General features: G+C 66.4%; 11 protein-coding genes and 1 pseudogene. 8 read left to right on the top strand and 4 right to left on the bottom strand.

Translation table 11 applies throughout. The annotated features are described in order from the left end of the window. Positions 1-317 precede the first annotated feature (317 nt). Together FV217_RS20410 and FV217_RS20405 are read left to right on the top strand one after the other, a co-directional pair. On the top strand, positions 318-1,043 hold the full coding sequence (locus tag FV217_RS20410) for a TerB family tellurite resistance protein (RefSeq protein WP_147819336.1): 726 nt from the start codon (positions 318-320) through the stop codon (positions 1,041-1,043). Then, positions 1,040-1,795, top strand: coding sequence for an N-acetylmuramoyl-L-alanine amidase (locus FV217_RS20405; RefSeq protein ID WP_147819334.1), 756 nt, complete (start codon positions 1,040-1,042; stop codon positions 1,793-1,795). The genes FV217_RS20410 and FV217_RS20405 overlap by 4 nt, the downstream gene beginning before the upstream one ends. 6 nt (positions 1,796-1,801) lie before the next feature. Here the strand turns inward: FV217_RS20405 and FV217_RS20400 are convergent, their stop codons facing one another. After that, on the bottom strand, positions 1,802-2,806 hold the full coding sequence (locus FV217_RS20400) for a TerC family protein (RefSeq protein ID WP_147819332.1): 1,005 nt from the start codon (positions 2,804-2,806) through the stop codon (positions 1,802-1,804). Positions 2,807-3,009: 203 nt separating this feature from the next. Between FV217_RS20400 and FV217_RS20395 the strand changes: the two genes are divergently transcribed. Then, complete coding sequence (locus tag FV217_RS20395; protein WP_147819338.1) at positions 3,010-4,230, top strand: TIGR03862 family flavoprotein; 1,221 nt, start codon at positions 3,010-3,012, stop codon at positions 4,228-4,230. 7 nt (positions 4,231-4,237) lie between these two features. On the opposite strand, the gene FV217_RS20390 is transcribed toward FV217_RS20395, so the two are convergent. Then, entirely contained in the window at positions 4,238-5,029 is a 792-nt protein-coding gene (locus FV217_RS20390; protein ID WP_147819330.1) for a collagen-like protein, read from the bottom strand. A gap of 133 nt (positions 5,030-5,162) precedes the next feature. Here FV217_RS20390 and FV217_RS20385 point away from each other — a divergent pair, with 133 nt between their 5' ends. Both FV217_RS20385 and FV217_RS20380 read left to right on the top strand, forming a co-directional pair. Then, complete coding sequence (locus tag FV217_RS20385; RefSeq protein WP_147819328.1) at positions 5,163-5,606, top strand: hypothetical protein; 444 nt, start codon at positions 5,163-5,165, stop codon at positions 5,604-5,606. 76 nt (positions 5,607-5,682) lie between these two features. Beyond that, the gene (locus FV217_RS20380; RefSeq protein ID WP_147819326.1) at positions 5,683-7,215 is read left to right on the top strand and encodes a malonyl-CoA synthase; all 1,533 of its coding nucleotides are present in this window, start codon (positions 5,683-5,685) and stop codon (positions 7,213-7,215) included. Between the two features lie 1,108 nt (positions 7,216-8,323). Here the strand turns inward: FV217_RS20380 and FV217_RS20375 are convergent. Then, positions 8,324-9,364, bottom strand: coding sequence for a hypothetical protein (locus FV217_RS20375; RefSeq protein ID WP_147819324.1), 1,041 nt, complete (start codon positions 9,362-9,364; stop codon positions 8,324-8,326). A gap of 416 nt (positions 9,365-9,780) precedes the next feature. Then, on the bottom strand, positions 9,781-9,993 hold the full coding sequence (locus FV217_RS20370; RefSeq protein WP_147819322.1) for a hypothetical protein: 213 nt from the start codon (positions 9,991-9,993) through the stop codon (positions 9,781-9,783). Between the two features lie 224 nt (positions 9,994-10,217). Between FV217_RS20370 and FV217_RS20365 the strand changes: the two genes are divergently transcribed. From FV217_RS20365 to FV217_RS23070, 3 genes and pseudogenes are all read left to right on the top strand, one after another. Continuing rightward, complete coding sequence (locus tag FV217_RS20365; protein WP_147819320.1) at positions 10,218-11,372, top strand: YihY/virulence factor BrkB family protein; 1,155 nt, start codon at positions 10,218-10,220, stop codon at positions 11,370-11,372. A 65-nt stretch (positions 11,373-11,437) separates the two neighbouring features. Then, positions 11,438-11,851 carry a peptide-methionine (R)-S-oxide reductase MsrB gene (gene msrB, locus FV217_RS20360; RefSeq protein WP_147819318.1) on the top strand — a complete coding sequence of 138 codons (414 nt, stop codon included), beginning with the start codon at positions 11,438-11,440 and terminating at the stop codon, positions 11,849-11,851. Positions 11,852-12,129: 278 nt separating this feature from the next. Further along, positions 12,130-12,775, top strand: a pseudogene (locus FV217_RS23070) (hypothetical protein); the annotation flags it as partial.

The following is a 12,775-nucleotide window of genomic DNA, read 5'->3' as shown; positions in this document are numbered from 1 at the left end:
CTTCGGCGGCGCTGCCGGCGCCATCGGCGGTGCGGCCACCGCCCCGCGCTGCCCCTACGGCACCTATCGCGACGCCTACGGCGACGTGTACTGCCGCTGACACCACCGACGCTAAACCGTTGTCGGAACTGGAGAAGGCCGGGGCATACGCTCCGGCCTTCTTCGTAGGGGGAGGAGCGGCCAGCCGGGCATTCGGCTTGCGCCCGGCCCGGCATTCGGCTTTAGCAACCGGCCCCGAACCGTGCCGTCCAGCGAATGCCCGTGCTCCATTCTCCCCGCCCCCGGCCCGCCGCCGTGCCGCACAGAAGCCCCGCCCGATGAGCCTCGGCATCTGGGGCAAGATCGGCGGCGCGGGCCTCGGCGCCCTCGTCGGCGGCCCGATCGGGGCACTCGCCGGCTCGGTCGCCGGGCATTTCCTGGTCGACCGCGAGGGCGCGCCCTTCGGCGCGACGCCGCGCGACGTGGTCTTCACCACCGGCCTCGTGGCGCTGGCCGCCAAGATGGCGAAATCCGACGGCGTGGTGACGCCGGCGGAGGTCGAGGCCTTCGGGCAGGTGGTCGAGGTCGAGCCGGGGGCGCGGGCCGGCGTCGAGCGCCTGTTCGACCTCGCTAAAGCGACGACCGACGGGTTCGAGGGCTACGCCGGACAGCTCGCCAGCACGTTTCACGACGAGCCGGCGCTGCTGGAGGACGTGCTCGACGGGCTGTTCCACATCGCCAAGGCGGACGGGGCGATCCACGAGAACGAGGAGCGCTACCTGCGCTCCGTGGCCCGCATCTTCGGCCTCGACGACGCCGCCTTCGCGCGCCTCGCCGCCCGCCACGTCCGGCTCGCCGACGACCCGTACCTGGTGCTCGGCCTCGACCGCGAGACCGACGACGCGGCGTTGAAGGCGCGGCAGCGGGCGCTCGTCATCGAAAACCACCCCGACCGCGCCATCGCCCGCGGCCTGCCACCGGAAGCGGTCGCGATCGCCACGCGCCGGCTCGCCGCGATCAACGCCGCCTGGGACCGGATCGCGGCGGAGCGGGGCCTGAAGTGAGTTTTTCGGCCGACAGCCCGCTCGTCGCGCGCGTCGCGCCCTCGCCGAACCACGGCGAACGGGCCGGCGGCCCGCCGGACATGCTGATCCTGCACTACACCGGCATGGCGACCGCCGAGGTCGCCCTGGAGCGGCTTTGCGACGCCGCGGCGCAGGTCTCGGCGCATTACTTCGTGTTCGAGGACGGCCGCATCGTGCAGCTGGTGCCGGAGCGCCGCCGCGCCTGGCATGCAGGCCTCGGCTGCTGGGGGCCTGAGCGCGACATCAACTCGCGCTCGATCGGCATCGAGATCGCCCATCCCGGCCATGTCGGCGGCCTGCCGCCCTATCCCGACGCGCAGATCGACGCGGTCGTTGCGCTCTCGCGCGACATCCTCGACCGCCATGCGATTCCCGCCGTGCGCGTCCTCGCCCATTCCGACGTGGCGCCGGAACGCAAGGAAGACCCCGGCGAGAATTTTCCGTGGGATCGCCTCGCGGCGGCCGGCATCGGCCATCGCGTCCCGCCGGCCCCGATCCGCGACGGCCGCTTCTTCGCACCGGGCGACAGCGGCGAGCCCATCGAAGCCCTGCAGGCGATGTTCGCGCTCTACGGCTACGATCAGCCGGTGACGGGCGTATTCGATGCCCGCACGCTGGCGGTGGTGACGGCCTTCCAGCGGCATTTCCGGCAAGCGCGGGTCGACGGCGTCGCCGATGCCTCGACGATCACCACCCTGCGGGACCTGATCGCAGCGCAGCCGGCGGGCTGAGCCTCCTCAGGCCCGGTGCGTCGCTTCTTTCGGCTCGCTCGCGACACCCCGCGTCCGCCACAGGCTGTAGACGACGCCCACCGTCAGCAGCGCCAGCGTCACCGCGAGCGATACCCAGGGCGGCAGGTCGACGAGGCCCAGCGTGTCCGCGATCACGATCTTCGCGCCGATGAAGATCAGGATGAAGGCGAGCGCCGTCTTGAGATAGGCGAAGCGGTCGACCATCGCCGCGAGCGCGAAATAGAGCGAGCGCAGGCCGAGGATGGCGAAGATGTTCGACGTGTAGACGATGAACGGGTTGGTGGTGATCGCGAAGATCGCCGGCACGCTGTCGACGGCGAAGATGACGTCGGCGATGTTGACGGCCGTCAACGCCAGTGCGAGCGGCGTCAGCCACAGGACGAGCTTGCCGGTCTTGGGATGAGGCTTGCGCGTGACGAAGCGCTGGCCGTCCGGCTCCTTGGTGATGCGCAGGTGCTTGCGCAGGAAGCGCAGCGAGGCGCTGTTCTCGATGTCTGTCTCGCTCTCCTCCTTGGAGAAGAGCATCTTGAGCCCAGCATAGATCAGGAAGGCGGCGAACAGCGACAGCACCCAATGCGCCTGCTCGACCAGCGCCGCGCCGAGCCCGATCATCAGACCGCGCAGCAGCACGGCGGCGAGGATGCCCCAGACGAGCACGCGGTGCTGGGCCGAGCGCGGCACGCCGAGCGCCGTCAGGATCACCGCGATCACGAAGACGTTGTCCATCGACAGCGAGTATTCGATGACCAATCCGGTCACGAACTCCTCGCCCGCCGTCCGGCCCATGTACCACCAGACCCATCCGCCGAAGGCGAGGCCGAGGACGAGATAGCAGGCGGTGAGGGTCAGGCTCTCCTTCACCCCGATCACGCGACCCTTGTCGCGGTGGAGCAGGCCGAGATCGAAGGCCATCAGGCTCAGGACAAGGACGTGGAAGCCGAGCCACATCCAGACCGGCTGGCCGAGCCATTGAGCGTACAGAAAATCCATCGTTGCGCGGAGCCCACTGCTTCACTGAAGAGAGCATCGGCTCCGACATCACGGAAGCCTGAGAAGGCGTCCCGCCAGAGGGGCCCGCAGCCGATGGCCGCGACGTAGCGAGCGAAGTTCGGCGAATCAAGGGCAGCGCCCCGCGGGAGGGAACGCCGAGCCATGGCTTGACAGCCACCCCCTTGCCGCGGCCTGCCGCTGCGATGGAACGAGACGAGAGCATCGCAGTGGTCGGCGGCGGTCCGACTGGGCTAGCGGCGGCCGAAGTGCTGGCCGAAGCGGGACACCGCGTGACGGTCTACGAGCGGATGCCGTCGGTCGGGCGTAAGCTGCTGATCGCCGGGCGGGGCGGGCTGAACCTCACGCATTCCGAGCCGCTGCCGGCCTTTCTCGACCGCTACCATCCGCAGCACGCTTCCCTGCGCTCCGCCGTCGAGTCTTTTCCGCCCGAGGCCTTGCGCGCCTGGTGCGAAAACCTCGGTCAGCCGACCTTCGTCGGATCGAGCGGCCGGGTGTTTCCGAAGAGCTTCAAGGCCTCACCGCTGCTGCGGGCCTGGCTCGTGCGGCTCGCCACGCTCGGCGTCGCGATCCGCACACGCCATCGTCTGACGGCTTGGGACGGAACAGCGTTGACCTTCGAGGCGCCCGAAGGCGCGGTCACGATTCGACCGCGCGCCTGCCTCCTCGCCCTCGGCGGCGCGAGTTGGCCACGGCTCGGTTCGGACGGGGCCTGGGTCGGGCTGCTCGAAGGCCGCGGCGTAGCGGTCGCACCCCTGAAGGCCGCCAATGTCGGATTCTCGGTGGCTTGGTCGGAGCACTTTTCGGGGCGCTTCGCCGGGGAGCCGGTCAAGCGCATCGGCCTGAGGCTCGGCGACCAGGAGGTGCGCGGCGAAGCGGTGATCACCGCCGAGGGCATCGAGGGTGGCGCGGTCTACGCGCTCTCGCGACACATCCGCGAGGCGATCAGCGCGGGCGACGGGGCGAAGCTCGTTCTCGACCTGCGCCCCGACCTCGACGCCGCAACCCTCGCCCGCCGTCTCGGCGATCCGAAGCCCGGCGCGTCTCTGGCGACGCGGCTGCGGAAGGCCGCCGGACTGAGCCCAGTCGCCGCCGGGCTTCTGCGCGAGGCGCACGGTCTGCAGCTGCCGGACGCTCCCGAAGCACTCGCGGCGATGATCAAGGCTGCGCCCCTTCGGTTCCTGGCGCCGAGACCGATCGCGCGCGCCATCTCGACGGCCGGCGGCGTCTCCTTCGACGGGCTCGACGGGCGCTTCATGCTGCAGGCGCATCCCGGAACCTTCGTGGCCGGCGAGATGCTCGACTGGGAGGCGCCGACCGGCGGCTATCTCCTCCAGGCGGCCTTCGCCGGCGGGCGCGCCGCCGCGACCGGGATGATCGGCTGGCTGCGCGAGACCGGCGGCTGAACCGGCATCAGGGCTTGGTGCAAAACGCCGCCATGCCCTCGCCGCCCGCCGGGCAGGCGGCAGTGGCAGAACCGCCAGTGCCCGCTCGGTAGGTCGGGCTGCCCCTGCCGAGACAATAGGCCGAGACCAGCACCTCGCCGCTGTCGCAAGCGAGCTCGCAGCCCGTCTCGGGGCAGGCGCCGGACCGCAGTGCACGAAGGGACGCGGCCGGGGGGTCGGCCGTACCCTGCGCGCCTGTCTCACCTTTGGGACCGGCGTCACCTTTGGAACCGGGATCCCCCTTGGGACCGGGATCGCCTTTCACACCCGACGCACCGGCTAGCCCCGGCGCTCCTTCGGCGCCCTGTGGGCCGGGCGGCCCCTGAATCCCGGCCATGCCTTGCGGCCCGGTCGGCCCCGGCTCGCCCTTCGAGCCCGCCTCGCCCTCAGGGGCGCAATTGGCGATGACCGCCTCGCGCTCGTCCTCTTCGACCTTCAGCGCCGCGACGCATGTCCGCGGGCGATAGGGCAGCTTGAAGACGAAGCGGCCGCGGCTGTCGGCGGCCGCAGAGATCTCGTCGTCGAGCACGACGACGAGGCCGCCCTTGCGAACGCTTCCGGAGATGCGCAGGTCCCCCGCCTCGATGCGGGCGTCATAGACCATGATCGGCTGCGCCGGCTGCTGCGGCCGGCGAGCGCGAGATTTCGGAGGCGACGCGGCCGGCTGGGCCTGGAGCGCCTGTGCCGACGGCTGCTGAGCGAGGGCGGGAGATCCCGCCAGGAGCACCAGCGCCAGGGCTGCAACCACGCGGTCGATCATGGCATCGAATCCCTCACCCCAATGGGACCGCACCTGCGGCTCGGCTCGCGCCCGGGTCAAGCCTGCAGCGCGGGGTCGGGAGCCCGACGAAACGGCCTCGACTTCGGGCTGGGCCTGCGTAAAGAGTGCGGGCATGATCCGCACTGCCCTCGCCTGCCTCCTTCTCCTGTCGACCGTCGCCCGGGCCGACGAATGCGACGCCCTCGTCGGGCAGATCGCCCAGGCGACCGGCGCCAAGAAGGTCGGGCGGCGGGTCGGACCGAGCGTCGACGTGAAGGCCGCCAGCGGGCTCAAGATCGACATAACCTGCCGGGCCGAGCCGATCGTCCAGGTCGCCTCCTCCGAGCCGAGCCCGTCTGCCGCCTATTATCGCGATCTGTCGATCGCCGGTGGTCTCGCGATCGGCGTGCCGCCGGCCACCGTCGAGGCCGCCCTGGTGCGCGCCTACGAGACGGCGCTCCGCGAGCGGCGCAAATCCTTCATCCAGCAGAGCGGCTGGTCGGCGAGTTGCTACGCCGATCCGGGCTCGTCGTCGCTGCGCACGCTCTGCTCCGTCGGCCGCATCCCGCCGGGCTGACCTTTCGCGAGACTTGAACGCGGCGGAGAACCGCGCCAAGCCGGTCGGCGGGACCTGAAACGCCGGCGACACGCCCATGGCCAATCACCTCTTCGACCTCGTGCGGGCGCATTTGCCGCCGGAGCCGGCCCAAAAGACCGTCATCGCGACGCCCGACGGCACCCGCCACAGCTATGCCGACCTGATCGCGCGCTCGGCCGCCTATGCCTCGGCACTCGTCGCGCGGGGCGTGCGTCCCGGCGACCGGGTGGCGGCGCAGGTCGAGAAGAGCCCGGAGGTCGTTTTTCTGTTTCTCGGTGCCGTGCGGGCGGGGGCAGTCTTCCTGCCGCTGAACACCGCCTATACCGAGCGCGAGATCGCCTACTTCCTCGGCGACGCCGAGCCCACGGTCTTCATCTGCGATCCCGGCCGCGCCGACACCCTCGGCCTGGTCGCGCGCGAGGCAGGCGTCGCGAAGCTGCTCACCCTCGGCGCCGACGGCCGCGGCAGCCTGAGCGAGGCGGCCGATGCGGCCGCAACCGACTTCGCCGACGTGGCGCGCAAGGCCGACGACCTCGCCGCGATCCTCTACACCTCCGGCACCACGGGGCGCTCCAAGGGCGCGATGCTGAGCCACGCCAACCTGGCCTCGAACGCCCTGACACTGGCCGAGGTCTGGCACTTCACCGCCGACGACGTGCTGATCCACGCGCTGCCGGTGTTTCACACCCACGGCCTCTTCGTGGCGACCAACGTCGCGCTCGTCGCCGGTGCGACGATGCTCTGGCTGCCGAAACTCGATGCGAAGCAGATCCTGTCGGTGATGCCGCGGGCGACCGCGATGATGGGCGTGCCGACCTTCTACACGCGCCTCCTCAAGGAGCCCGGCCTGACGCGGGAGGCGACCCGGCACATGCGCCTGTTCGTCTCGGGCTCGGCACCGCTACTCGCCGAGACGCATCGCGACTGGGCCACGCGCACGGGCCACGCGATCCTCGAGCGCTACGGCATGACCGAGACGAATATGAACACCTCGAACCCCTACGATGGCGAGCGCATCGCCGGCACCGTGGGCTTCCCGCTGCCGGACGTGGCCTTGCGCGTGGTCGATCCCGAAACCGGCACACCGCTACCGTGCGGCGAGGTCGGCATGATCGAGGTGAAGGGCCCGAACGTCTTCAAGGGCTACTGGCGCATGCCCGAGAAGACGATGGCCGAGTTCAGGGCCGACGGTTTCTTCATCACCGGCGATCTCGGCAAGGTCGACGCCCGCGGCTACGTCCACATCGTCGGGCGCGGCAAGGACCTGATCATCACCGGCGGCTACAACGTCTACCCGAAGGAGATCGAGTCCGAGATCGATGCGCTGCCGGGCGTGGTCGAGTCCGCGGTGATCGGCCTGCCCCATGCCGATTTCGGCGAGGGCGTCACCGCCATCGTCGTCGCCGGCCCGGAGGCGCGCGACGAGCGCGCGATCCTTCAGGCCCTCGAAGGCCGTCTCGCCCGCTTCAAGCAGCCCAAGCGCGTCCTCTTCGCCGACGACCTGCCGCGCAACGCCATGGGCAAGGTGCAGAAGAACGTTTTGCGGGATAGCCACGCGGCGTTGTACGCGGACGCCGAACCGGCGTGACACGGCCTTTTGCCGGTCGACGCGACCGGCCGCCGTGGACCGACACGTCCGTTCGGCAAACCGGACATTCGGGACGGACGTCCCGCCTGTCCCGGGCCGTCCCACGGACCGGAACGCCATCGAACGGTTCCGCTTCGGCTCGCGCGCGCCAAGGCCGTCGCGAAAGGGTTGACGGCGTGACGCTTGTCTGCTATTATTCCTATGCACTAAGAATTTAGTCGTACCGCTATGGTTCGCTGCGCCATGCGTCATGTTTCAGTTCGAAATGGGCTCGCTCGACAGGCTGCTTTCGATCCCATCGAGGATACAGAAGACCACCCTGACCTCTCGAAAGCGGCCATTCGTCGGCTCTCTGGTAATCTCGGCTTGGGGTGAAAAGCGGGCCTCAATGGCGTCGACATAAGCAGACGTCTGTCTCCGACCTGACCCAGTCGTACACGGGTGGCCGCGCGGCTCCCGAAAGCGAAAATATGCTTTGCCATTGATCCAGCTGTGGACTTCGAAAAGTTGATCTATGCCGCACTCGCTGGGCCGGTGATCGTCGTGGCGGTCGCAACCCTCATTGCACTGCTGATGTCTCAAGCTTCCTCGATGCGGTGATACCGATGGCTCTAATCCACGTTTGTAATCGGTGAGCCGGCAGACGATCACTATTGATATCGAATAACCGGACCGCGTTTGATCGCCGACCTAGTTCAGTCAGCGCCCGACACGCCGCGCAGCAGATTCTATCCATCGCTCGACCGGCCCACCCTTCTTCCAAGTTTTCCTAAGCTCTTGATCAAGTTTCCTCCGAATGGCATCACGCTTTTGTACGGTCACGCCGCCCTCCTGATGATTTTTCATCATGCCTTCAACGGTCCGCGGATCAGGATATCGGCGATCGAGGCGGCGGAGCAGAGCGGTTCCCGCTTTCGCAACGTCTTCCTCAAGGTCGCCAAGTTGGTCACCACCAGCCGATACTTCCGCAGCACGGAAGAAACCAATGAACCGCTTAACTCAGTCGTGTGTAGCCATCTCACTCTCATCCAATATAGGAATTCTTGTCGGAGCTTCGCTTTCTAAATGCATTAAGTTTTGATCCCTAAATGGATCATTGATGTGACGCTTACTGAGCTGGAAGAATCTGCTGTGGGATGATCAGGTTAAATTGATTTCCTTCAAGCGGCGGCCGAATCGCGTTTGTGGCTGGCGCAGAGCGTGAGACTGCTGGCGGCACAATGATTGTCTGGGGCTTGCTCTGTGCCCGCGGTCGCGGCTCTCTTTTGGGTTTTTCCTCAGACGACTGTTCGTCGGAATTTGGTCTAATCTCTTCGGGATTTGTTATTTTGACTTGAACAGGTGGCGGCGGCTCTCCCGATGAGAACACTTCGGCCGGCGGTATAATCGGAAGCGTGAAGAATACGAGATCGCTCAAGACGCCTGCGGCGTAATCTCTGCGCGTCATATAAAGCGTATGGTTGTTGTACCTACCGAGATTAACGAATTCGTCCTTCTGCGCGCCGGGGCCAACCATTGCCACCGGATCATCCCAAAACAGCCACTTCCTGCGAATCTTCTGGTTGGGATAAAGTCTTGGCTTGGATCTCAGAAATACATTCTGTTCATATGCACAAAGAACGCAATGAGGCTGCTGATAAAAGAATGGATCTTTATGGAAGCGGTCTGTAATGAATACGCGCTGTGGGAAATAGTTTTTTTCATCCAAAACGTCATATCCCATAACATATCTATATATAGATTGGTGATTCCTAAGAATGATTGCGTCGTTAACTGGAGCTATATTATAATTTTGCTGAAATCCAAAGCTCGCGCCTAAACTTGCACCGGATCCACCGATAGTGTTTGCTACCTGACGCGTCGGACCCGTAGAACCTAAGCCGAGCGTCCGACCGATCATCGGCGTGAAAGGGAATGTCACCGATGGGTTCACAGAACCCGACGTCTGGACCGTACCCGCGGAAACGATAATTTGGTTAGGTAAAGCATGCGGATTGTCTATAAATTTGCTTAGATTATTAAGAACTTGGTCCGTATAAACAGTGTCAACATTCGCTGATATATCAGAAGTATTATCATTCAATTGTGAACTGACGCAGCCTGTTAACAGCGATGCCGTCAACAACGCAAAAATAGCGTGGCGCATCATCACATCCTACCCAGCAAGGATTTTGGTCGCAGCAATGATTTATTTACTAGCAATTTTTCCTCTTCCTGAATGTTGTTTTGATACAACATTACATAATCGCAAATTGAAATTGAGTGCGTCGATTGGCTTGAGAAGCCAGTTCAACCATCGTCAGATGGTCGCTGCCGTTGCGCTGCTCGTGACCAGAACGGAGTAGCCGTTTAGCGGACGTTTCGAGGGTCCGCAGAGGGTCGTAAGCCGGAGCGGAGAAATCGTCCGCTTCCATGCATTGCCGCCCCTAAGCGGACCGGAAAAATGCGCACAACCGGGTCGTTTGCCTCGATGTCCAACCGAGACACGCCGAGCCCGGCGCCGGCGCAGAACATCGCCGTCCGGCCTTGGCCCAATCCTCTCGCGTCCCGGCGGACAAGCACACCTCAATCGTGCGTCATCATCTCCCGGGCCAACTCCGATGTCGTCAACGGTGCCACCACGCGCTCGGCCGAGGATGGACCGGCAACGCTCCGGTCGATGAAAGCAGTCCGGCTGTCGATGGCAGCGGCGAAGACGGTCAAGGCGACAAACCCGGCGGCGGCGGCGAGTTGCCAGTCGCGCGCCGGCCGATGAGCCTGCAAAGACATCGTGCGCATGGCAAAAAATCCTTTTCGTTCAGTCATTCTCTACTGCGAGAGACTATGGGAAGCTGAACCGCGCGCAATTCGAGCCTCGTTTACCGAGCCTTCGCGGATGGCGAAGGCGGCGGCGGCCGAGATCGCGGCGCGCTTCCCTCGAGCGTCGTCCTGTGCACAAGGAACAGCCAAGCCTAATCGCCGGTTGAACCCGGTCGCTCGAACCCTGGCGTCCCGATCCCATCATGCCGTCGCCGTCACTTCCCCCGCCCGACCGCACCGGCGAGGCGACCTCCGTCCTGTGGACGCTGGCGCTCGGCGCAGCTCTGATCGCCGTGGCGGCGAGCCCGAGACGGTTGCAGGTGCAGAGCGACTCCGACGTCCGGCCGGAGCGGCGTGAAAAGAACGGTGGCGCGCATTCGCATGAGGGGCGGACCGCGCGTTGGGTCGCGGCGACGCAGACGGATCGCGGGCGAGGCGCCAAGGACCCGACCGAAATTCCCGCCTCCGGCTGGAAGGACATCGCCTTCCGGGTGTTTCAAGAGTTCAACAAGGACCGCGTGCTCTCGGTCGCCGCCGGGGTCACGTTCTACACGCTGCTGTCGCTGTTCCCGGCCATCGCCGCGCTCGTCACCTGCTACGGCTTGGTCTCCGATGCGAACACCATCAACGAGCATCTCGCGGCGATGCAGGGCGTGCTGCCGGACAGCGCCATCGAGATCGTCGGAGGACAGGTGAAGCGCATCGCGGCCAAGGGCGGCGGCACCCTGGGGCTGACCTTCTTCACCAGCCTGCTGCTCTCGGTGTGGAGCGCGAACGCCGCCATGAAGGCGATGTTCGATGCGCTGAACGTGGTCTACGAGGAGGAGGAGAAACGCAACATCTTCTGGCTGAACCTGCGCTCGCTGACCTTCACCATCGGCGCGCTGATGTTCGTGATCGTCGCCCTCTCCGCGATCGTCGTCCTGCCGCTGGTGTTCAACTTCTTCGGCCTGGGCGACGGCGCCTGGGCGATCGCGGCCCTGCGCTGGCCGGCGCTCCTCGTCGTCATCCTCGGCGCGCTCACCGTGCTGTATCGCTACGGCCCGAGCCGCGAGCCGGCGCGCTGGCGCTGGGTCGGCCTCGGTGGGGCGGTGGCCGGCCTGCTCTGGATCGTCGCCTCGATCCTGTTCTCCTGGTACGTCGCGAGCTTCGGTTCCTACAACGAGACCTACGGGTCGCTGGGCGCCGTCATCGCCTTCATGACCTGGATCTGGATCTCGGCGACGATCGTGTTGCTCGGCGGCGAGATCAACGCGGAGATCGAGCACCAGACCGGGCACGATTCCACGACGGGCCGCGAGCGCGCGATGGGCGAGCGGGAGGCCCGCATGGCAGACACCGTCGGTGCGGCAGCCTGAAGCGGCCCTCGTTCGATCGGCCCAGCGACCCCATATCCCGACAACGCAAACATGGGAGGAACGGCATGCCCGAATCCGATACGATCAGCCCGCCGGAGGCACGCAGCGACGCGGAATGGCGCAAGGCCCTCAGCCCCGAACAGTACCGCGTGCTGCGCGAGCACGGGACCGAGCGCGCCGGGACGAGTTGTCTGAACGCGGAGAAGCGGGCCGGCACCTTCACCTGCGTCGGCTGCGGCGCGCCGCTCTTCGAGACCGGCACCAAGTACGAATCCGGCAGCGGCTGGCCGAGCTTCTTCGCGCCCCTCGAAGGTGCCGTCGACACGACGGTCGACCGCAGCCACGGGATGGCGCGTACCGAGGTCCATTGCGCGCGCTGCCAGGGTCATCTCGGACACGTCTTCGATGACGGGCCTGCACCGACCGGACTGCGCTACTGCATGAACGGAGTGTCCCTGCACTTCGAGCCGGCGGATTGATCCGGCCGGGGCTCGAACGGCCGTTCCATGGGGACGGCAGGGTTAATGCCTCGCCAACAAAGAGTGAACCGTCTTGATTTCGACGGCGTTTCGCTTAGCGGTGAAGGGCATAGAGACGCCGAGCGGTTTCACGTCCCGGGTTCGCGACGACGGCACGATGCCGGCGGTGCGGTCGCGGCAAACGGATCCAAGCCTGTTCGCCCGCCGCGAAAGCGACGGTCGACCGGGATCGTGATGTCGAACCGCTCGACGTCGAACCCCGCGGGGAGGTTGAGCGTATGAGTATCGTCCGGCGTTATCTGGTTGCCCCGTCGCTCGTGCGACTGATCCGAAAAGAGCGCGGCGGCGCCCGGATCACCGAGGGTTATTTCGCTCCGCAGGCTGGCCGGACGTCCTACGTCCGGATCGACGGGCAGGATTGCCACCTCGTGCTCGTCACGACGGACGGCGAGGGCCGGGCGAAGGAGGAACGTACCGAGGTCCCGCGCGCCCATGGCGACGCGCTGCTCGACGTCTGCTCCGGCAAGGCCGCCTACGAGCGGACCACCATTCCGTTGGGCGGTCGCGACGTGCAGATCGACCGCTACGTCACACCGCCCGGCCTCGATATCGCCAGCGTCACCTTCGACGACGAAGCCGGTGCGAAGGCTTTCCTCGCCCCGGCCTGGTTCAGTACCGACGTCTCGACCGAGGCGGGCTACGACCGCCACGCCGTCGCGATCAAGGGCGTGCCGGCCTCGCCGGAAATCGGGCTGAACAACGCGGCTCTCAACGCCGTGCTCGACCTGATCGAGCCGCGCTTCGGCTTCGGCAACACCGTGCGTCGGCCGCCCGTCACCGAAGCGCCGGCAATCGCTCCGGCCCCCGCTCCCGCTCCGAGCGCGCCGGCGCCCGCACCTGTGGCGGAGGCTCCTCCTCCGGCGC

Origin of the sequence: Methylobacterium sp. WL9, assembly GCF_008040035.1 — a bacterium.
Taxonomy (GTDB): Bacteria; Pseudomonadota; Alphaproteobacteria; order Rhizobiales; family Beijerinckiaceae; genus Methylobacterium; species Methylobacterium thuringiense.
The sequence above is the reverse complement of the archived record's forward strand: the minus strand, read 5'-3'. Positions and strand labels throughout refer to the sequence as shown.

Coding starts and splice junctions, on each gene's coding strand:
- FV217_RS20400 (WP_147819332.1), bottom strand. CDS start 2,806: ATGGATTTTCTGTACGCTCAATGGCTCGGCCAGCCGGTCTGGATGTGG.
- FV217_RS20390 (WP_147819330.1), bottom strand. CDS start 5,029: ATGATCGACCGCGTGGTTGCAGCCCTGGCGCTGGTGCTCCTGGCGGGA.
- msrB (WP_147819318.1), top strand. CDS start 11,438: ATGCCCGAATCCGATACGATCAGCCCGCCGGAGGCACGCAGCGACGCG.
- FV217_RS20410 (WP_147819336.1), top strand. CDS start 318: ATGAGCCTCGGCATCTGGGGCAAGATCGGCGGCGCGGGCCTCGGCGCC.
- FV217_RS20395 (WP_147819338.1), top strand. CDS start 3,010: ATGGAACGAGACGAGAGCATCGCAGTGGTCGGCGGCGGTCCGACTGGG.
- FV217_RS20365 (WP_147819320.1), top strand. CDS start 10,218: ATGCCGTCGCCGTCACTTCCCCCGCCCGACCGCACCGGCGAGGCGACC.
- FV217_RS20385 (WP_147819328.1), top strand. CDS start 5,163: ATGATCCGCACTGCCCTCGCCTGCCTCCTTCTCCTGTCGACCGTCGCC.
- FV217_RS20375 (WP_147819324.1), bottom strand. CDS start 9,364: ATGATGCGCCACGCTATTTTTGCGTTGTTGACGGCATCGCTGTTAACA.
- FV217_RS20380 (WP_147819326.1), top strand. CDS start 5,683: ATGGCCAATCACCTCTTCGACCTCGTGCGGGCGCATTTGCCGCCGGAG.
- FV217_RS20370 (WP_147819322.1), bottom strand. CDS start 9,993: ATGCGCACGATGTCTTTGCAGGCTCATCGGCCGGCGCGCGACTGGCAA.